The 20275-nt window shown below is 46.3% G+C and carries 18 protein-coding genes; 8 read left to right on the forward strand and 10 right to left on the reverse strand.

Annotated elements, in window-relative coordinates; genetic code table 11:
* Nucleotides 1-33 precede the first annotated feature (33 nt).
* Both M1D67_RS18305 and M1D67_RS18310 read right to left on the reverse strand, forming a co-directional pair.
* Nucleotides 34-873 carry an aldo/keto reductase gene (locus M1D67_RS18305; protein WP_020452931.1) on the reverse strand — a complete coding sequence of 280 codons (840 nt, stop codon included), beginning with the start codon at nucleotides 871-873 and terminating at the stop codon, nucleotides 34-36.
* A gap of 87 nt (nucleotides 874-960) precedes the next feature.
* Nucleotides 961-1821 (reverse strand): ROK family protein, encoded by an 861-nt coding sequence (locus M1D67_RS18310; RefSeq protein ID WP_144498916.1) that lies wholly within the window; start codon nucleotides 1819-1821, stop codon nucleotides 961-963.
* A gap of 264 nt (nucleotides 1822-2085) precedes the next feature.
* Between M1D67_RS18310 and M1D67_RS18315 the strand changes: the two genes are divergently transcribed.
* Nucleotides 2086-3210, forward strand: a complete 1125-nt coding sequence (locus tag M1D67_RS18315) for an aminotransferase class V-fold PLP-dependent enzyme (protein ID WP_035337684.1) — start codon at nucleotides 2086-2088, stop codon at nucleotides 3208-3210.
* 76 nt (nucleotides 3211-3286) lie between these two features.
* Nucleotides 3287-3697 carry a DUF5412 domain-containing protein gene (locus tag M1D67_RS18320; protein WP_095292243.1) on the forward strand — a complete coding sequence of 137 codons (411 nt, stop codon included), beginning with the start codon at nucleotides 3287-3289 and terminating at the stop codon, nucleotides 3695-3697.
* Nucleotides 3698-3785: 88 nt separating this feature from the next.
* On the opposite strand, the gene M1D67_RS18325 is transcribed toward M1D67_RS18320, so the two are convergent.
* From M1D67_RS18325 to M1D67_RS18335, 3 genes are all read right to left on the reverse strand, one after another.
* Nucleotides 3786-4670, reverse strand: coding sequence for a carboxylesterase (locus tag M1D67_RS18325; protein ID WP_144498918.1), 885 nt, complete (start codon nucleotides 4668-4670; stop codon nucleotides 3786-3788).
* Nucleotides 4671-5144: 474 nt separating this feature from the next.
* Complete coding sequence (gene helD, locus M1D67_RS18330; protein WP_144498920.1) at nucleotides 5145-7481, reverse strand: RNA polymerase recycling motor HelD; 2337 nt, start codon at nucleotides 7479-7481, stop codon at nucleotides 5145-5147.
* Between the two features lie 178 nt (nucleotides 7482-7659).
* Entirely contained in the window at nucleotides 7660-8268 is a 609-nt protein-coding gene (locus M1D67_RS18335; RefSeq protein WP_003185205.1) for a trimeric intracellular cation channel family protein, read from the reverse strand.
* Nucleotides 8269-8392: 124 nt separating this feature from the next.
* Here M1D67_RS18335 and M1D67_RS18340 point away from each other — a divergent pair, with 124 nt between their 5' ends.
* Nucleotides 8393-8905, forward strand: a complete 513-nt coding sequence (locus M1D67_RS18340) for a GrpB family protein (protein ID WP_479831432.1) — start codon at nucleotides 8393-8395, stop codon at nucleotides 8903-8905.
* Nucleotides 8906-9114: 209 nt separating this feature from the next.
* Here the strand turns inward: M1D67_RS18340 and M1D67_RS18345 are convergent, their stop codons facing one another.
* Nucleotides 9115-9813 carry a Crp/Fnr family transcriptional regulator gene (locus M1D67_RS18345; RefSeq protein WP_458117571.1) on the reverse strand — a complete coding sequence of 233 codons (699 nt, stop codon included), beginning with the start codon at nucleotides 9811-9813 and terminating at the stop codon, nucleotides 9115-9117.
* A 97-nt stretch (nucleotides 9814-9910) separates the two neighbouring features.
* Here M1D67_RS18345 and M1D67_RS18350 point away from each other — a divergent pair, with 97 nt between their 5' ends.
* Nucleotides 9911-10675: an HAD-IIB family hydrolase gene (locus M1D67_RS18350; RefSeq protein ID WP_479831433.1), complete on the forward strand. Its 765-nt coding sequence runs from the start codon at nucleotides 9911-9913 to the stop codon at nucleotides 10673-10675.
* Nucleotides 10676-10809: 134 nt separating this feature from the next.
* Here the strand turns inward: M1D67_RS18350 and M1D67_RS18355 are convergent, their stop codons facing one another.
* The 4 genes from M1D67_RS18355 to M1D67_RS18370 form a co-directional block, all read right to left on the reverse strand.
* The gene (locus M1D67_RS18355) at nucleotides 10810-11295 is read right to left on the reverse strand and encodes a GNAT family N-acetyltransferase (RefSeq protein WP_458118056.1); all 486 of its coding nucleotides are present in this window, start codon (nucleotides 11293-11295) and stop codon (nucleotides 10810-10812) included.
* Between the two features lie 97 nt (nucleotides 11296-11392).
* On the reverse strand, nucleotides 11393-11806 hold the full coding sequence (locus M1D67_RS18360; protein WP_003185211.1) for a disulfide oxidoreductase: 414 nt from the start codon (nucleotides 11804-11806) through the stop codon (nucleotides 11393-11395).
* Nucleotides 11796-12491, reverse strand: coding sequence for a thioredoxin domain-containing protein (locus M1D67_RS18365; RefSeq protein ID WP_479831434.1), 696 nt, complete (start codon nucleotides 12489-12491; stop codon nucleotides 11796-11798). The genes M1D67_RS18360 and M1D67_RS18365 overlap by 11 nt, the downstream gene beginning before the upstream one ends.
* 125 nt (nucleotides 12492-12616) lie before the next feature.
* Nucleotides 12617-14728: a heavy metal translocating P-type ATPase gene (locus tag M1D67_RS18370; protein ID WP_105981224.1), complete on the reverse strand. Its 2112-nt coding sequence runs from the start codon at nucleotides 14726-14728 to the stop codon at nucleotides 12617-12619.
* Between the two features lie 255 nt (nucleotides 14729-14983).
* Between M1D67_RS18370 and M1D67_RS18375 the strand changes: the two genes are divergently transcribed.
* The 4 genes from M1D67_RS18375 to yicI are packed head-to-tail and all read left to right on the forward strand — an operon-like array spanning nucleotide 14984 to nucleotide 20275.
* Nucleotides 14984-16204, forward strand: coding sequence for an ABC transporter substrate-binding protein (locus M1D67_RS18375; protein ID WP_023856273.1), 1221 nt, complete (start codon nucleotides 14984-14986; stop codon nucleotides 16202-16204).
* A 26-nt stretch (nucleotides 16205-16230) separates the two neighbouring features.
* Nucleotides 16231-17124, forward strand: coding sequence for a carbohydrate ABC transporter permease (locus M1D67_RS18380; RefSeq protein ID WP_020452942.1), 894 nt, complete (start codon nucleotides 16231-16233; stop codon nucleotides 17122-17124).
* Nucleotides 17121-17942: a carbohydrate ABC transporter permease gene (locus M1D67_RS18385; protein ID WP_023856275.1), complete on the forward strand. Its 822-nt coding sequence runs from the start codon at nucleotides 17121-17123 to the stop codon at nucleotides 17940-17942. Before M1D67_RS18380 ends, M1D67_RS18385 begins: the two co-directional genes overlap by 4 nt.
* 23 nt (nucleotides 17943-17965) lie before the next feature.
* Nucleotides 17966-20275: an alpha-xylosidase gene (gene yicI, locus M1D67_RS18390; protein WP_023856276.1), complete on the forward strand. Its 2310-nt coding sequence runs from the start codon at nucleotides 17966-17968 to the stop codon at nucleotides 20273-20275.

Below are 20275 nucleotides of genomic sequence, written 5' to 3' on the forward strand. Positions count from 1 at the left end.
CCGGGTTTTTATGAACCCGGGATTTTCTTATGCTTATTCGAATCCGTGAACCATTGTGTCAGGATCGGGACCGACGCGCTCATCTTTGTTAAGAGCGTTGATTTTTTCGATATCTTCCGCTGTTAATTCAAAGTCAAATATGTCGGCATTTTCAATAATGCGGTGTTCTTTGATTGACTTCGGAATGGTAATGACTTCATTTTGCAAATCCCAGCGCAGGATGACTTGAGCGACGGATTTGTTGTATTTTTTAGCGATGTCAGTCAGCACTTGATCATCGAGGAGTTTTCCCTGCATGAGCGGAGACCATGCTTCCACCTGAATGCCCTGCTTTTTGCAGTAGTCCCTGAGCTCAGCCTGAGTCAGCCGCGGATGGAACTCAACCTGATTGACCATCGGTTTAATTTCCGCATCTTCCAATAAGCTTTCCAAATGGTGCACATTGAAGTTGCTGACGCCGATCGCTTTTACTCTGCCGTCTTTGTACAGCTTTTCAAGCGCGCGCCACGTATCTTTATATTTGTCTTTTCCAGGCCAATGAATCAAATATAAATCAAGGTAGTCAAGACCGAGTTTTCGAAGGGTTTCATCAAAAGCCGCCAATGTTTTTTCATATCCCTGATCGCTGTTCCAAACCTTTGACGTGATGAAAAGCTCTTCGCGGGGAACGCCTGCTTCTTTAATCCCTTTGCCGACGCCTTCTTCGTTTTGATAGATAGCGGCTGTGTCAATGCTCCGGTATCCGTTTTTAATGGCTGCTTTCACAGATTCTACAACTTGGCTGCCTTCTTCCACTTTGAAAACTCCAAGTCCGAACCATGGCATTTTCACACCGTTATGTAATGTCACAGTATCCTTTAAACTGCTTACCATTTTGAACGACCACCTTTCTTTTTTTCATGCTTTTAAACGCACCGCTGTTATTATCTCACACTGGGTGGATTTTACAAAACAACTTGCTCAACCGGCTTCATAAGCCAAAACGAGCGCACCGGTGATTCCCTGATCGTCGCCGAGACCCGGCGGCACGATGTATCCTTCAAGATCAGGCAGGTCAACATATCCGTTCATATATTCGGCAAGCTTTTTGCGAATCAGCGGGAACAGCTGCTGCTGCTTCATGACACCGCCGCCCATGATGATTTTTTCAGGGCACAGGATCAAGATATATTGCATGAGAGCCTGCGCTAAGTAGTCGGCTTCAATCTCCCAAACTTCCTCGTTTTCAGCCAAATCATTGCCCTTTTTCCCCCAGCGCTTTTCAAGCGCCGGACCCGATGCCATTCCTTCAAGGCAGTCCTTGTGATACGGACAGATTCCTTCAAACGTATCGTGCGGATGCCGTCTAATGAGAAGGTGACCCATTTCAGGATGGAGCGTGCTCTGCACGAGCCGGCCGCCGACAATCGCTCCTGCTCCGATTCCTGTACCGACTGTAATATACAAGCAGCTTTCCAAGCCTTGCGCCGCTCCTTTTGTCAGTTCGCCAAGCGCGGCAGCGTTTACATCAGTCGTAAACGAAACCGGTATGCCGAGCCTTTTTTTCAACTCGGGAATAAACGGGTACCCCTTCCAGGCTAATTTCGGCGTATTGGTTATGTATCCGTAATCCTCTTTATCTTTTGCAACGGATATAGGTCCAAAAGAGCCCACTCCCATTGATGTGAGCTGATACTTGCTGAAGAAATCAGTCAGTTTTCCAATAGTCTCTTCAGGAGTCTCCGTCGGGAGCGTAAGCCTGTCAATGATTTCTCCCTTTTCTGTTCCAACTGCACAAACAAACTTTGTGCCTCCTGCTTCTATTGCACCGTAATGTTTCATCCTCTCGGCTCCTTTTCATCTGTTTGAATTGCTTTAATTGAATCATAAATCAGACGATGAAAGAAAGCAATCGCACTGAACAATGATTCACCAGAGCATGGGAGCTTTTGATGCTGACGGAAGAAAGCTTCCCGAAAATGTGACAGTTTTCAAACAGCTGCAGCGGTTGTTCTTTCGCTTAAAGAGGCTTCTGCCCGCTTAATTTCAACTGTGAAAAAGAGGATTTTTTCAGGCCCGCTCGAAGCTTTAATGAGGAGGGATATCATGAAGCATCCATTCCACACTTACCGTTCTTTATTTCCGATATTGTCTGGTCATGTTCACCTTGCCGCATGCTCCGGCAGCGCGTTGGCTCTGCCTGTTGCCAAAGCGGTTGATGAGTATCAGAACGGCCTTTTAACAGCCGGCGCAGACTGGAAAGCGCATCTCGACAAGATGGATGAAGCCAAGGAAAAATTCGCCCGGCTGATCGGTGCCGAAAAAGAAGAGATAGCCGTTTTGCCGTCAGTATCTGACGCAGTGGCGGCTGTCGCTGCTTCATTGCCGCAGCCACCACACCGAAGGCAGATCGCCTTCACGGATATCGATTTTCCTGCCGTCGGCCAAATTTGGCTTGCGCAAGACCGCTTCAAAGATCACCTCATCATCATTCAAAGCGAAGACGGGATGATTGACTTGGAACAATACGAAAAAGACGTTACCGATCAGACGCTCTTGACTTGTGTACCCCATGCCGGCTATCGGAACGGGTTTAAACAAGATGTAAAACAGATTGCCGAGATTGTTCATCAAAAAGGGTCGCTTTTATTTGTCGACGCCTATCAAACCGCCGGACACATTCCGATTCATGTCAAAGACATGGATATCGACATCCTTGCGGCGGGGACGCGCAAGTACATGCTCGGCATTCCCGGAACGGCTTTTTTGTATATGAAACGCGAACTTTGCGGACAATTTGAGCCGAAGACGGCCGGCTGGTTCGGCAGGAACAAACCATTTGCCTTAGATTCATGCTTTGCGGAAGGTGCGAAACGCTTCGAGTCGGGGACACCGTCATTTATCAGCATTTACGCGGCAGACGCGGCACTGAGGCTGCTGCTTGAAGCAGAGCCCGACAGGATCGAGCCCTACCTGCGGGAGCTCGCGGCATTCTCTTTGCAATACGGGGCGGAAAAAGGCCTGAAGATCATAGGCCCCGAGACCGTACATAACAGAACAAGCCTGATCTCGGTGTATGCCGAAGAGGCTGGCCGTATGGAAGCTCTCTTGCGTGAAAAGCATATCATCGTCTCAGCGCGAAACAACGTCATCAGAATAGCCCCGCATTTTTACAATACAAAGGAGGAAATCGGGTTTGTGATGGATGAATTGGCGGCGCTCTTTGGTTAACCCTGCTTCAAAATAGACAGAATACGATTTTTTCCTTAAACTATAAAAAACAATTTTCATCAAGGAATGAGACAAATTGGAGCTTTATATTGACGGAGAAATAGAAGAGCAGAGGAAGTCACCGTGCCGAAGCGTCTTGTTTGCTATTTTGGCTGTTTTGCTTGCGTCAGGCATTACCATCGGATATATCGTGTATACGCATTTTTACTCGATGAATCATCTGCCGAAAGGAAATTGGATTCAGTCTTCCGCTTCGCCGAATCAAGCATACAACCTGAATTTGTATAGCGTGAATAAAGGCGGGGGAACGAACTCCCCTTCCGTCAGAGGGGAATTGACAACGGTTGCCACCGGTGAACGAAAAAACATCTATTGGGGATACGAAGAAGAACATGTCAAAATCGAATGGCAGGACAAATACCATGTGTCCATCAACAACAACGTGCTGGATGTCAGAACTGATATATATGATGGAAGAAGAGAGTGACAGCGTCACTCTCAGCCTTTGAAAAAAGTTTGTATGACCGCTCGTATAAGCCGCTGCATCTCCATGAAATGGACAACAAAACTGTGGTTTATTTACTGAAAAAACGTAATATACGTTCATTTACGTATTGAGGCTGTTCCATTGATAAAACGTGACCTGCCTGTTTTATGATTTCCGCTTCAATACCTGGAACTAATGTTGAGGCGCGATGTAAGGCTGATTGCGGGTCATAGATGACTTCATGCTCACCCAGCAATAATAGAATAGGGACTTTTACTGATTTTAATTCGTCGTCAGTGAAAACATACGGAAATCCGTCGGCGTTAGGCCTTGGCTGTCTTAATCCATCCTGCCACATTACGCCTGCATGAAACTGCTCTGCAAAAACCGGGTGTAACACATTACGATCTGTCATCATCCAATTTAAGAAATTCTCTACTCCATCAGGCTCTGTGAGGCTAAGAGCGTATTGATAAAAATCGTGATGAAACGGCAAAAATGTTTCCGCGGGACTAAGGATCGCTGCTCTCTCTACTCTCTCTGGCGCACGTAAAGCGAAATTCATCGTATGAAGCCCGCCAAGCGAAAGACCAACCATGTGCGACTTCTCTATCCCCAAAGCGTCGAACACTTCGAGAAGCCAATCAGCGTAACCCGCCCTCGTACCGCATAAATCTGCAGGGATGCTTTTGTTCTTATCACCTATGATATCAATTGCGTATGTTCGGTATTTGCTGCTCCAATCCTCGATATTGGGGTACCACATAGTGGAACTGAATAATGCGCCGTGAAGCAATACAAGCGGCGGGGCATCTTCAGGTCCGCTTGCAATAATATGCGTTTGGCCGAAACGGGTAGATACGTAGAAAGTTTTGTAATGAACTGGCCAAAGACCAAGGCTTTCCTTATAAGCCCGAAAATAGCGAATGCCGCTGTCACTTAAATCAGGGGTAATCGGTGAATGGTTTGACATGAAATATTTCCCTCCCAATAAATCCTCTTCAAATGAATATGCCGTTTCGTGCAGGGGAGTTTGTCATTATATATAACAGACTCTATATATAATATATTACAGAGTAAATTAATCATCAAATCCCAATTTTAAAAAGCTTTATATTATGATACAGAACTATAAAATTTAATATAACAGATTTTAATTAACGATTTCGATTTCGTAATCTCCTGCATGTAAAATGAAAATAGAAAATATGTTATATATCCTCAAGAAAAAGAGAAGCGATTTGATGAATAAAAGCTTTTATATTATTTAGCCAGACCACTTTCCTCTATATATGCTGGAAATCATTTCATTTTTGTTTAAGATGACAAACTCTTTAACCTGCCAGAATATGAAGAAGATTGCCACAGACTCAGCCTAGTGTAGAAAAGTTTGTAAATAAAAAAACTTATAGAAACAATGGTTTCTCCAAAAAAGAGAGTGACACCGTCACTCTCTTTTCGTGTACATATCATTTGAAACACCGTTTAAAAAATGCGTTTCCTTTCCAAGGGAAAAGAGATGGAGCTCATGCATCGCCCTCGTGCACGCCGTATAAAACAGAGTCCGCTCTCTCTCTTTTTTGTATTGTTTTTCAGAAGCGTCATAAATGACGACGGCATCAAATTCGATCCCTTTCGCCAAATAGACGGGAATGACGATCACGCCTTTTTGAAACGTTCTCGTTTCTTTATCGATCAGTTTAAGCTCTGTATGCTGCTGAAGATGCCGGAACGCATCCCTGCATTCCCGGACTGTTTTACAGATGACTGCAATCGTCTCAAGTCCTTCTTTTTGAAGGGCGGTTATAAGGGAAGCCATCTGTTTATGGTGTGCATGAAGGTCGGCCGATATTGTCAAAGTCGGTTTTTTGCCGTTCCTGTTAAAGGCTTCGATCTCTTCGCCTCCCTCGATAATGCGCTTTGTCAATTCAACAATTTCTTTCGTCGACCTGTAGCTGCGCTTCAAGGTGATGATTTCCGTTTTTTCGCCTTCAAACACGCCTCCCGACAGGAGCGTCTTATCGTGATAGGCATGGGCAAGAATCGCCTGGTTTAAGTCTCCCAGCATTGTGATGCTGCACGCGGGAAACAGGCTCTTCAAAAAAGCAAGCTGAAAAGGCGTGTAATCCTGGGCTTCATCAATGAATAAATGGCGGATTGCCGTGTTTTTTCTCCCGCCTGTTAGCTGGTTTTTCATATATATAAAAGGGACGGCATCTTCATAAGGCAGCTTCTCAAAACGAAAGCTTTTCCGGGTGAATGTGCAAGTGCTTTGCCAGTCATCAGGACGGGTTTGCGGGGTATAGCGCCCGGAAAAAAGCTGAAGGTACGTTCCTTTAAAATCAATAAAGCCGAACGCTTTTACCGCTTGCTTGAGCGGTTTGAACTCCCTTTCGGCAATGATAGCGGCAAGGAGGTTTTGTTCCCTTTCATAATCGTCAAACGTATTCTCCGTAAATCGCTGTTCTTCCTGAAGACGTTTATAGGCCTTTAAATATTCCTCTTTATCCAGCAGCTCGCTTTCCTCGATGACCCAGTCTTTTTTTCCTTCTTGGCGTTCGTATTTGTTCAGCAGCTGTAACAGCCATTTCCCCGTTTTTTCAATCCGGTTGGACAGCGTATCTGCATGATCAAGGGCCGCGAAAAATTCCCGCACCTGATCGCTTGTAATGATCCTTTTTCCGCGAAAGGCGATATGTTTAAACACCAGATCCAGACGCCCTTTTGCCAAACATTTGACATAATCATCGATAATGCCTTTGAAGGCCAGACCTGATTTCAATTCGATTGATTTCATCCGGATGCGCTGCTCCTCATCGTCTGAAGCCGTTAAACAATATTCGAGCTGATCGAACGGAGTCTCGCACGAAACCTGCTTTCCAAGGCGGCGCGCCACAAATTCCTGGAATGTCGTCTGCTGGATGTTTTCCTCTCCGAGCTCAGGCAGAACATTGGCGACATAGCTGTTAAAAAGCAGGTTTGGAGAGAATAGCAGCATCTGGCTCGACTCGATCTGCCCGCGGCCGCGGTACAGCAAATACGCAGCCCGCTGCAATGCCGCCGACGTTTTTCCGCTGCCAGCCGCTCCCCGAACAATTAAAAAGCGGCTTCTTTCGTTCCGAATAATCTGATTCTGCTCTTTTTGAATTGTGGCGACGATGCTTTTCATCTGAATATCTGCCTGCTGCCCCAGGACTTCCTGAAGAACTTCATCTCCAATCGCCATATCCGTATTAAACATCGCTTTCAGCCGGCCGTTTTTGAAGAGAAATTGCCTTTTCAGCTCAATCGTTCCCCTGACCGTCTCGTCCGGAACTTCGTATTGAGCCGCACCGGGACCATAGTTGTAAAACAGACTGGAAATCGGCGCTCTCCAATCATAAATCAAAAACCGCTCTTCTTTTTCGTCCATTAAAGAGGCGAGTCCGATGTAGACGGATTCAGCGTTTTCTTCGCCGTCCTCCAAAAAATCTACACGGCCGAAATAAGGCGATTCTTTCACTTTTAACAAGTTTTTCAACTCGTTGTAAAACTGCTTATGACTCCTTTCCCTTTCAGCCAAAAACTCAGCCTGCTGTTTAATGCTAAAAAATGTTTCAACCGCTTCGTTTTCATCGGCCAAGTTTACGGTGACATCGCTCCAGAAATGTTTCCGTAAATCGATGATATCCTCCTTCAATCCGCCGGTCTTTCCCTTTAGAGAATGAAGCTTCTGATCCAATTCCTTTAAAACAAGCCGGATTCGTTTTTCCTCTTCCAGCCATTCCTGACCGTTTTCCTGCACGCTGACCACTCCCTAAAAAGATTTGACATCAAAAAAGATTCATGATAAAATAAAAATGGATAATACTATAATATTTGAAATTTTATGTTAAAATACACTTCATCTTATCATATAACCTTTGGTCAAATCAATATAAAAAGCCGATTTTTCAATCAACGAAAAATCGGCTTTTTTCTATTCAGCTGTGGGACCGCAGCGAACGATTCGGCAGCTTCCAGTTAAACATGTACGAACATACGCGGCATGCGACCAGCAAAGCAAACAGGATATACAGCGTGAGCGGCTTCTCCGCCCAGCCCATGCCGATAATGAATCCGCCCAAAGCGGCCCAAACGGCGTAGATCTCGGTTTTCAGCACGAGCGGCTTTCTTCCGGCCAAAAGATCCCGGATCATTCCGCCGCCGCTTCCTGTTAAGACCGCCGCAACGATCACCGCGCTGACCGGATGGTTCATGTGAACGGCATAAAGCGCTCCTTGTATCGCAAATGCGGCAAGACCGATCGCGTCTGAAAAGCTCCCCCAGATGCTCCAGTGCTTTAACAGGAGCTTCGGAAACAAAAAAACGATCGTGATCGAAACAAGAGCGATTAGAAACAGGCTCCCCTGCTCCCACAAGGCGGACACCGGAACTCCGATGAGCAGGTTTCTGATCGCCCCTCCGCCGAACGCCGTCACAATCCCCAATATATAAACTCCTAAAATATCATACTCTTCTTCCATTGCAACGATCGCTCCGCTGATCGCAAAAGCGACGGTACCGATGATGCTCAACACTTCCCAAGCCATCTAAGGTGTCCTCCATACTAAACTTCAATCTTTTTGATTTTATAACTTCTCCAACCTTTAAATCAACCCTCTCTGAATCAAAATATCTTATAATATAAAAAGACGTTTTTAAAGGGGTGGAAACATGGAACAGGAGATCATCATCGAAAAAGCGAAAGCCGGGTGGGCTCAGGAATTTGCAGCTGAAAAACAGCGGCTCACGGATGTCCTCGGAAAAAAAGTTCTCGCTATCGAACATATCGGCAGCACCTCTGTTCCCGGTCTTGCGGCAAAACCGGTGCTCGATCTGATGGCCGGCGTCAACAGTCTCAGCGAAGCTTCAGCCTGGATCGAACCGCTTGAGCAGCTCGGTTATGAGCACGTATTTCACGAAGCCTTCCCTGCCAGGCGCTTTTTTCGAAAGGGAATGTGGAGGGCGGGCACACACCATCTGCACGTATATGTTTTTCAAAGCGAAGAATGGAAAAACCAGCTGAGATTCCGAAATTATTTAAGAAAGCACTCCGCCGAGCGGCAAGAATATGAAACATTGAAAAAAACCTTGGCGCGGCGCTTTCCATATGACCGCACCTCGTACACAAAAGGAAAAGAATCGTTCATCACAGCCGTGATTGAGAAAGCAAAAGAACAAGAATAGACGAAAGGAGCACATGAGATGTTACGAAAAACAAGGCATAAACTGATCACCATCGCTATCGCATTCATTATGGCTGTTTTATTGTATTATTATGTCCAATTCACGAAATGAACAAGTCAACTAAAAGATCTCCCAGGATCGGTTCGCATTGTCCATGTAATCTTCCGCTTTGTTATCCCTCCTCGGATTGCCTGAGATAACGGGGCTTTTTACTCAAAACGAATGCCATTTGATATCTTTTGCAATACACTCCGGTTTAGTATCCGGATGGAATTCCCCTTTTTTTCGATCACCTTTTTTTGAGAAAGGGAATGAATAACGCGATTTAAATGGCGGTGTGTCGTGCCAAGCAGGTTTGCGATTTCTTCAAAATTTGCCGTTTTCAGCTCCATTCCGAAGTTATTTTCATGTTCAGGTGACAGTGTGGACATGAGATAACTTGCAAACCGGTTTTCTACTGATGCTAATAGATTGACCCGGGAAGCAGTTGTGCAAGTTTGAAGTTTATAGCTTACATGATCTAAAAGCATATGCAACAGCTTTGGATTATTCATTTCATACCGTCTTAAATAGTCAAATGACAGCCCAATCAGCAAACATTGGCCGACTGCTTCAATTTGCGACTGAACGGGAACCCTGCGAATCAACTCAATATCCCCGATAATTGAAAAAGGATAGCTGAACCTTAACAAGAGGGATTTTCCGGTTTCAACGCTTGATGATACCTTCACTTTTCCTTCAACTAAAAACAAGAGGGAATCGATTTCCATTCCTTCGTATAGAATAATCTCGCCTGGCTCATATTGCTGCAATATAAATGGAATCTTATTTGGTTGACCAAACATTTTTTCAAGATGATAGTGGTGTAATTTTGCTTCAAGCAGCTTCGAATCTTGAACAATTTTCATTATGAAAGCTCCCTTTTTGGACATATGTCCTTTCCATTATAAGATCAACTGATAGGATAAGAGTAACAAAACGTTAAGGGATATAGGAGGAAATAAAATGAATTTTGTATTTGATCTGGATGGAACAATTTGTTTTAAAGGGCGTCCAGTTTCTGAAAAGCTGCTTAAGCCGTTAGAACAGCTGGCTTCTCAAGGGCATAAAGTCATCTTTGCCTCCGCAAGGCCAATCCGCGACTTACTCCCTGTTTTACACGAGAGATTCCACCACTATTCAATGATTGGCGGCAATGGCTCTATGGTTGCAGCAGATGGTAAAATCATTTCCACAGCGAGCTTTGATGAACAAACCTTCTCCGATATTGTTCGATTGCTGGAGGATTACCGGATGACATATTTAATAGATAGTGATTGGGATTATGCATATACCGGACCGGCCACACATCCGATTTTAAACAATTTAGATCCGCACAAACTTGCCAAAAACATTGAGATAGCTGAGCTTCGCAATATAGTGAAAATCCTGCTGCTTACTTCTACGAATATGAAAGAAGCGGAAGAACGGCTTGCCAAAATGGATGTTGTGGTTCACGTCCACGGAAATGAGGAAATCTTAGATATCAGTCCAAAAGGAGTCGATAAATGGCACGGACTTCAGAAGTTAGGCATAAAAAAAGACGAATTTATAGCATTCGGAAATGATGCAAACGATATACCCATGTTCAAACATGCGCTGTATTCGATTATGGTCGGGCAGCATTCCCGGCTTGGTACATATGCTTCTGAATCGCTGCCTTTAGATGACAATATAGAGTATGCCCTGATTCAAAAATTTGAAGAGCTTGAACATTTATATACCCGATAAGTTATGCACAATGCTGCACATGTATAGAGAGTATTCATTTTAATGTGAAAAGGCGAAGAAAGAGCAGGTGAGTTTTGTTGGCAAGGAACCTTCCGCCAACAAATCTTAACCTCTCATCTGTTCAAAAAACCGCCTTATACATGTAACACCAATTTAACCGTTTTAAGGATATGCCCTTCAAAGTCTTCATCATATTCGGAGACATCCTCAAAACCCTTCGCCTTGTAAAAGTATTTTCCGGTGCGGTTTTCTGTTTCAACCTCTACAAAGATCTTTTTTACTCCCTCCAAATGTTTTAGCCCCTCTTCCAATAATGCGGTTCCGATGCCTTTTCCTTGGTATTCCGGGGCTAAATAAATGGCAGCGAGATAGGCCTCCCCTCCTTCTCTTACAAATGAGTAGTTAACAAAGCCGACGATTTTTCCGTCCGCTTCTGAAACGAGCATTAACGAGTGTTCCAAACGCTGCTGCATTATCTCATCATTGTACGCTTTCTCTAAGAATTTCTCTTGAATATCGAAAGGGATTATCCCTTCATAAGTGTGATTCCAGCTTGTTTTGGCAATCTGCTGCACTTGTCGGATGTCTTTCTTTTTCATTTTACGAATCTTAAATTCCATCCTCATCATCCTTATCCATTTAATAATTTCCAAATATTATAGCATTCATTTTGTTGAACATGTAAAAAAAAAAGAGCATTGTCAGACAATGCTCTTTTTACTCGTCTTTCCCCTTGAGAAAGCACATAAAAATGATAATCAAAATAAATGCGATAAGGGCGAGAAACGGAATCGTGATGAAACCGAACCAATTGATATACTGCCCTGAGCAAGGCACTCCTGTGACACACGGTTTAATACCGTTGAATCCGGGAATTTTTTGTTCCATGTAATGCATCAGGGAAATGCCTGCGCCGATCACCGCCATCGGCAGCACGTATTTTTTCACGCGGGCATCGCCCTGAAATGTCGCAATTCCAAGGATCAGCACGAGCGGATACATCATAATCCGCTGATACCAGCACAGTTCGCAAGGAATGAATTTACGGATTTCGCTGAAGTACAGGCTGCCTAGTGTCGCCGTTAATGAGACGATCCAGGCGCCGTACAGAAAAAGCAGTTTATTTTTCATCAGACTGGCCTTTCAGCTCTTTGGCGATCGTTTCTTTGATTTTGTCATAATCAAACGGTTTGTCGATTTTTACGTCGTTGACAAAGATCGTCGGCGTCGAGTCTACACTGTATTTGCTGATGAGCGAATTGTCCGTTTTTAATTGCTCAGAGAACGTTTTGTCATTTAAGCTGCTGATGAGCTTATCGCGTTTGATTTTCGTATTCGCTTCCGTGATGTCCGCCAATTTTGCCGGCGTCGCCCACTCGTTTTCCATCGTGTCATTGTCAGGCTGCGCTTTGTACAGTGCTTCATGGAATTTCCAGAATGAAGCCGGATCTTCCTTCCATACTTGCTCGGAAGCGAGGGCGCTCAATTCAGAGCCTCTGCCGTGCTGTTCATTGACGAAGTTAATATATGAAAAATTAACTTGATCTTTATCGATGTAATCCTTTTTCAAATCCGGAAGGACGGTCTCAGTCCACTGTTTGCAGCTTGGGCATTTGTAATCTCCGAATTCTGTGATCGTTACAGTCGCATCTTTGTTGCCAAGAAGCGGCTGTCCTTCAGTTGAAGGCTTGTCATCAAAGGTTTGCGAAGCATTTTGGGTTTGATTGTTGAGTACGACAAGTGCGCCGATCAGAAAAACGACCACGACTGTCATAATCACTGCAAATTTCATCGGTGACTGCTGTTTCTTCTTCACTTAGACACCTCATTATTCTTATTTTTTAGTATGCCAGTTTGATAACCTCTTTCATTTTAACAAGACAAACCGCATTCGTGAAGATGCTAAAAAAGGAATTTCCAGTTCATTAGGTGGTAAAAAAGTTACATTTCTTTCACTTTTAAAACCCTCATCGCATTTAAAACGGCTAAAAGGGTAACACCGACGTCTGAAAAGACGGCTTCCCACATCGTTGCGATGCCGAAAGCACCCAAGATGAGAAAAACACTTTTAACGCCGAGCGCAAAGATAATATTCTGCCAGACAATCGCCCTCGTCCGCTTGGCAATGCTGATGGCTTCCGCAATTTTTGAAGGCTGGTCCGTCATGATCACAATATCAGCCGCTTCGACTGCCGCATCAGAGCCAAGGCCTCCCATGGCAACCCCGATATCCGCTCTCGCCAAGACCGGCGTATCGTTGATGCCGTCTCCTGCGAAAAGCAGCTTTTCTTTTGGAAGCTTTTGCTTGTCAAATGCTTCAATGCGGTCCACCTTGTGCTGTGGAAGAAGCTCCGCATGCACTTCATCAATGGACAGTTCCGCGCCGACCGCCTCACCGGTTTCTTTCGCGTCACCCGTCAGCATCACCGTTTTTTTAATCCCCGCTTTTTTCAAAGCAGAGATCGCACGCTTGGCATCCTCTTTGATTTCGTCTGCGATAACAATCGAGCCGATAAACATATCGCCGGCGGCTACATAAACAACGGTACCGATTTCGCTTTCCTCTTGATACTGTATGCCGAATTTCTTCATGAGCTTGGCATTGCCGGCCAAAATGACGGCTCCGTCTACAACCGCTCTGACGCCGAAGCCGGCCGTCTCGCTGTAATCTTTGATGCGATCCGCTTGGACTTCCTTCCCGTATGCTTCACGGATCGACTCGGCGATCGGGTGGCCTGAGAAATGTTCGGCAAGCGCCGCATATTCAAGCAGTTCCTCTTCTTTGACACGGCCTGCCGGCGACAGCTTAACAACGGCAAATTCGCCTTTTGTTAATGTGCCTGTTTTGTCAAAAACGGCGTATTTGACATCATTGAGCGCTTCTAAATAATTGCCGCCTTTTACGAGTATACCTGCTTTTGACGCCGCCCCAATACCGCCGAAAAAGCCGAGCGGAATGGAAACGACAAGTGCGCACGGACAAGAAATGACCAAAAAGACGAGGGCCCGGTACACCCAATCCGACAGCGCGGCTCCGGAAATGATCAGCGGCGGGACAAAAGCGAGAAGAAGCGCGACTATGACAACAAAAGGCGTGTAGTACTTGGCGAATTTGGTGATAAAGTTCTCTGTTTTCGCTTTTCTGCTGCTGGCATTCTGGACGAGGTCAAGAATCTTTGAAACGGTTGATTCACTGTATTCTTTGTCCACTTTCACTTCAAGCACGCCGTTTTTGTTGACAAATCCGCTCAGCACCTCTTCGCCGGGTGCGGCTTCTCGTGGAACGGATTCCCCGGTTAATGCGGACGTATCGACAAGCGATTTGCCCGCTCGCACTTTGCCGTCAAGCGGGACTTTCTCTCCTGGCTTGACGATGATGATATCGCCCGCTTTAACCTCATCGGGAGATACTTTGACCGTACCGCCTTCCGTTTGAAGATTGGCATAATCGGGACGGATGTCCATCAAATCGCTGATCGATTTCCTGGAGCGGCTGACCGCTGCTCCCTGGAACAGCTCGCCTACTTGATAGAACAGCATAACCGCCACGCCCTCGGGATACTGCTGAATGATAAATGCACCCAGAGTGGCGATCGTCATTAAAAAGTGCTCATCAAAAACCCGGCCGCGAAAGATGTTTTTGACGGCTCTTAATACGACATCACCGCCGATGATGAGGTAAGCAAGGAAAAAGAGAATCCACTCAGCTGCGGTACCGCCGGGAAGCAGAAAGCCTGCCGCGCCGAGAACGGTGCCTGCAGCCAGTCTTGCGATCGTTTTTTTAAACCGGCCATCACCTTCGGATGGAGCCTGTTTTGTCCCTTCCTTCAACATCACGTTGACGTGCGGTTCGATCTCGGTTACTTTTTTCTTTATTTTTGAAGAAATGTCTTCGCCGCTGTTTTGGTCGACTTTGACAGTCAGCGTGCTTGTTGCAAAATTGACTGAACACGCTTCAATCCCTTTCATACCGGCTATCTCATGCTCAATTTTTTGTGCGCAATTGCCGCAGTCGAGACCGTTTAACATGTATTCCTGCTTCACCTTTTCCATCTCTCTCACCTTTCTTTTTCAGCGCCGGGCTTTATTTTATATATGAGCATATACGCATATATTATTTATCCTTATTATATGCTTCATTCGAAAAATGTGTCAATCGATCTTTGTTATCATACGCACCGGACTGTTTCCGCGTTTTACCCTGCTTTCGCGCCTGCGAAACTCTGCTGGCATATTAGAAGCGATGCCCAAATATACTTAGTTTAGCTATTAAACTAACAAGCTTTTTTTCATAAGGAGTGAGCCTTTTTGAAAAAATCGTGTCTGATGATCATCTGCCTCTCCCTTCTTCTCGTTTTTTCCGCAGGCTGCAAAAGCGGCACCAACGCCGGCGAAAAGCATGCTGAAGAAATCAAAGTCTGGGATTATTTCACCGGCAGACAGCAGGAACTTTATCATGAACTTGTCGACCAGTACAATCGGTCTCAGGATCGGTACAAAGTCGTAACAGAGTACATTCCTTTTAATGAAGTGAAAAAGCAGTTGTCTGTCGGAGCAGCCGGCAATGCCATGCCTGACGCCGTTTTCCTTGACAATGTCGACAATGCCTCATTCGCCGCCATGGGCGTGCTCGAAGATTTGACAGAGAAAGTCGAGCAATGGGGGCAGGCTGACCGGTATTATGAGGGGCCGCTCTCATCAGCCGTATATGAAGAGAAGTACTACGGCATCCCTTTCGCAAGCAATGCGCTTGCTTTGTTTTACAACAAAGACCTCTTGAAGGATGCAGGGATTTCCAAGCCGCCTGAAACGTGGAGCGAGCTGAAAAAAGCAGCAAAAAAAACGAGCAAAGGCCAAACGAAAGGATTTGCCCTGTCAGCCGTCAAATCAGAGGAAAGCGCTTTTCAATTTTATCCGTTCCTTTTGTCTTCCGGAGCAGATTTAAAACAGATGCATTCAAAAGAAGCAGCCTCTTCCCTGCAGTTTTTAACGGATCTGGTCAAAGAAGGCGCAATGAGCAAGGAAGTGTTAAACGCCACCCAGGATGATCTGGCCAGACAGTTTGCAGCAGGTCAGCTCGCTATGATGATCAACGGCTCCTGGAATATTGAACGGCTGAAAGAAGCCGGTCACTTACATTACGGGATTACCTTCATCCCGAAGGATCAAACATTCGCTTCCGCCCTTGGCGGGGAAAATATGGCAGTCGTTAAAGGAAAAAACACCGACGGCGCCTGGGATTTCATCACTTGGCTGATCGATCCGGAGCGGCTCGAAACGCTGACAGCGGAAACAGGTGTATTCCCGCCGCGTAAGGATTTGCTCGAATCATCAAGTCATTGGAAAACAGATGACAATTTAAAAGCCTTCATTCCAATCATGGAGATTGCATCAGCCCGCGGCCCTTCGAAAAACTGGCCGAAAATTTCGGAAGCTTTACAGACGGCCCTGCAGGAAGCATTGAGCGAAAGCAAAACGCCGAAAGAAGCGCTGGATGAGGCCGCACAAAAAATCAACGCCTTAAACTAGCTTTAAGCGCACGAAGGAGTTTTGACATGATCAAAGCCATCATTCGTAAATGGGAAGGGTGCTTCTATTTGTTCCCGGCCGTTCTTTTTATGCTTACCCTTATCGGTTATCCTCTCATCTACAACATAATTCTCAGCTTTCAAAACGTGTCGCTTGCAAATATAGCATCAAAGGATATCAGCTTTATAGGAATCGACAATTATCAGCGGCTTGCGCAGGATAAAGTATTTTGGGCATCTTTAAAAAACACGCTGCTCTACACGGCTGGAAGCGTCGTTTTTCAGTTTGCAATCGGCTTTTTGCTCGCTTTGTTTTTCAGCATGAAATTTCGGCTTGCCCCGTTTCTCAGGGGATTGATGATGGTGAGCTGGCTCATTCCGCTGACGGTTACGGCGCTTTTATTCAAGTTTATGATGGCTTCAAATGAAGGCGTGTTCAATCAGCTGCTCCTATCATGGGGAATGATCGACAATCCAATCCCCTGGCTGTCAGATCCGAAGATTGCCATCTGGTCCGTTATTATCGCCAACATCTGGGTCGGCATTCCCTTTAATATGCTGCTCATATCCGCCGGTCTCAGCTCCCTTCCGGAAGACGTCTATGAAAGCGCAAGCCTTGACGGCGCCAATGCTTTTCAGAAATTCATTCATCTGACCCTACCCTTATTGCGGCCGGTGATCACCGTCGTCATGATGCTCGGCTTCATTTATACGTTCAAAGTGTTCGACCTTGTGTTTGTGATGACTGGAGGCGGCCCCGTGCACGCCACTGAAGTCCTGTCAACCGTCAGCTACCGCTACTCCTTTGACGAATTTCAATTCAGCATGGGCGCAGCAAGCGCCAATGTCCTGTTTTTCATTCTTCTTTTGGTCAGTCTTGTCTATTTGCGGCTGATCAAAAAAGATGAGGTGATGTCATGAAAACGAAGCAAAAGGAATGGCTCTTTAACATTATTGGCGTCCTCGTTACGGCCGGCTTTTTATTCCCCGTTTACTGGATGATCGCCACAGCTTTCAAAAGCGAGGCAGAATTGTTTAAAACACCGCCTTTATTGTGGCCCGAGACATTCCGGACGGCCGGCTTCGAAGCTGTGTTCACTTCAGGCATCGCCGGATACTTTTTGAACAGCCTGCTGATTTCCGGGGCGGCTGCCGCCATCGTTCTCATATTGGCCGTTCCTTCCGCCTACGGCTTGGCGCGCTTTCGGATCAAGGGCAAAAAAATGTTCATTTTACTGTTTCTCATCACGCAAATGCTGCCTGCCACCGTTGTTTTGACTCCGCTGTTTATCGCCTTTAATCAGCTGAACATATTAAACACGTATATCGGACCGATTTTGACGGGAGCAACGCTCGGCGTTCCTTTTTCGGTATTAATGCTCAGAACTTTTTTTCTCGGGATTCCCAAGGACCTTGAGGATGCGGCCAAAATCGACGGCTGCAGCCGTTTTACCGCATTCATCCGCATTATTTTGCCTATCAGCGTACCCGGGATTGCCGTCAGCGGAGCGGTTTCCTTCTTTTTCGCATGGGGAGATTTGATTTACAGCATGACATTCAACCGAAATCAGGAGCTGTGGCCGCTGACGGCCGGCATTTACAATGTGATCAGCCAATACGGAATCCAGTGGAATGATCTGATGGCATTTGCCGTTTTATCGGTTTTGCCTGTCATCATCATTTTTATACTGCTTCAAAAGCAGCTTGTTAAAGGTCTGATCAGCGGATCCATCAAGTAAAAATAGAAAGGGTGTTTTCGATCATGAAATTTTCAGACGGCTACTGGCTGACGCGCGAAGGATATCACATCAACACGCCAAAAGAAGCCTACGCCCGAATGATTGATCAGCAATCATTGACTGTATACGGGCCTGTCAAAGCGGTTCAAAAGCGCGGGGACACGCTGGACACCCGCATGCTCACCGTCAGATTTTCGAGTCCTCTTGAAGACGTGATCCGTGTGCAAGTGTCCCATTTTCAAGGGGAAACGCCTCGCAAGCCCGAGTTTCAGCTGGATATGACAGACGTTGAGCCGGTTATCTCCGAACAAGATGATGCGCTGACCTTCCAAAGCGGCAGCCTGTGCGTTGAGGTGAGCAAAAGCGGTTGGCGCTACCAATTTTCACGTGATGGACAGAGCCTGACCGCAAGCGAATCGAATAGCCTCGCCTATATCACGAGCAATGACGGGCGCACCTTTATGAGGGAACAGCTCAACATCGGCGTCGGCGAATTGATCTACGGTCTCGGCGAGCGTTTTACGGCATTCGTGAAAAACGGCCAAACCGTAGACATCTGGAATCAGGACGGCGGCACAAGCACGGAGCAGGCGTATAAAAATGTGCCGTTCTATTTGTCAAACAAAGGGTACGGTGTTTTTGTCAATCATCCCGAGCTCGTTTCGTATGAAATCGGTTCTGAAGTCGTATCCAAAGCGCAGTTTTCGGTCGAAGGGGAAACGCTTGACTATTTTATCATCAGCGGTGCTGAACCGAAGGATGTTTTGAAACGCTATGCGTCGTTAACGGGAAAACCGGCGCTTCCCCCGGCCTGGTCTTTCGGCCTCTGGCTGTCCACATCGTTTACAACCGACTATTCTGAGGAAACCGTGACCCGTTTCATCGACGGGATGACCGAACGCGGCATCCCGCTCAGCGTGTTTCATTTTGACTGCTTCTGGATGAAAGAATTTGAATGGTGCAATTTCGAATGGGATGAACGATATTTTAAGCAGCCTGAAGCTATGCTCAGCCGCCTGAAAGATAAGGGGTTGAAAATATGCGTCTGGATCAACCCTTACATCGCCCAAAAATCGAAGCTTTTTCAGGAAGGAAAAGAAAACGGCTACTTTTTAAAAAACAGCCGGGGGGATGTGTGGCAGTGGGACCGGTGGCAGGCCGGCATGGCAATCGTCGACTTCACCAATCGAAAAGCGCGTGACTGGTATTGTTCAAAACTTGAAAGCCTGCTCGACATGGGCGTCGACTGTTTCAAGACCGATTTCGGAGAACGGATTCCGAGAGACGCGGTTTACTTTGACGGATCAGACCCCGACAGAATGCACAATTATTATTCTTTTTTATACAACAAAACCGTATTTGACCTGTTGAAGCAAAAGCGCGGCGAACGGGAAGCGGTCGTGTTTGCAAGGTCGGCGACGGCCGGAGGCCAGCAATTTCCCGTACACTGGGGCGGGGATTGTTTTGCCAGCTATGATTCAATGGCTGAAAGCCTTCGCGGCGGCCTGTCGCTTTCCCTTTCAGGCTTCGGCTTCTGGAGCCACGATATCGGCGGATTTGAAAGCACGGCAACAGCCGATTTGTATAAGCGCTGGACCGCATTCGGCCTCTTGTCGACGCACAGCCGCCTGCACGGGAGCGAATCATATCGCGTTCCGTGGCTGTTTGACGAAGAAGCGGCCGATGTGATGCGGTATTTTGTCAAACTGAAGCACAGGCTGATGCCTTATTTGTACGCCGCCGCGCATGAAGCGCACGCTGAAGGCATTCCGATGATGCGGGCGATGCTCCTCGAATTTCCCGGGGACAACACTTGCCACTGGCTTGACAGACAGTACATGCTCGGCGGAAGACTCCTCGTCGCTCCCGTTTTTCAGGAAGACGGCGTTGTCCGTTATTATTTGCCAAAAGGCACCTGGACACACCTTTTGACGGGAAAAGAGACGGAAGGCGGAGAATGGAAAGAAGAACAGTACGGGTATATGGGGCTTCCCCTGTTCGTCAGGGAAAATACGCTGCTGCCGCTCGGGCAGGAATCCGGGCGACCTGATTATGATTATCTCGACGGTGTGACGTTCTGCCTTTATCAATTAAAAGACGGCTGCACAGCCGAACAGACGATTTACAATGAAAAGTGCGAAGCAATGACAGTCAGAGCTTCACGGCATGAAAATACGATTACTGTGAAAACAACAGGCGTCCAAAAGAAATGGAAGCTGCTCATCCGCGATCTGTCTGTCACTTCTGTCATAAACGGCGCAGCGGAAGCGCTTCAGGAGGGAACAGCAATTCAGCCAAAAGAAAAGGACCGGGATGTCTTCATTTTTTTCTAA

Source organism: Bacillus sp. PK6-025, from assembly GCF_056530265.1.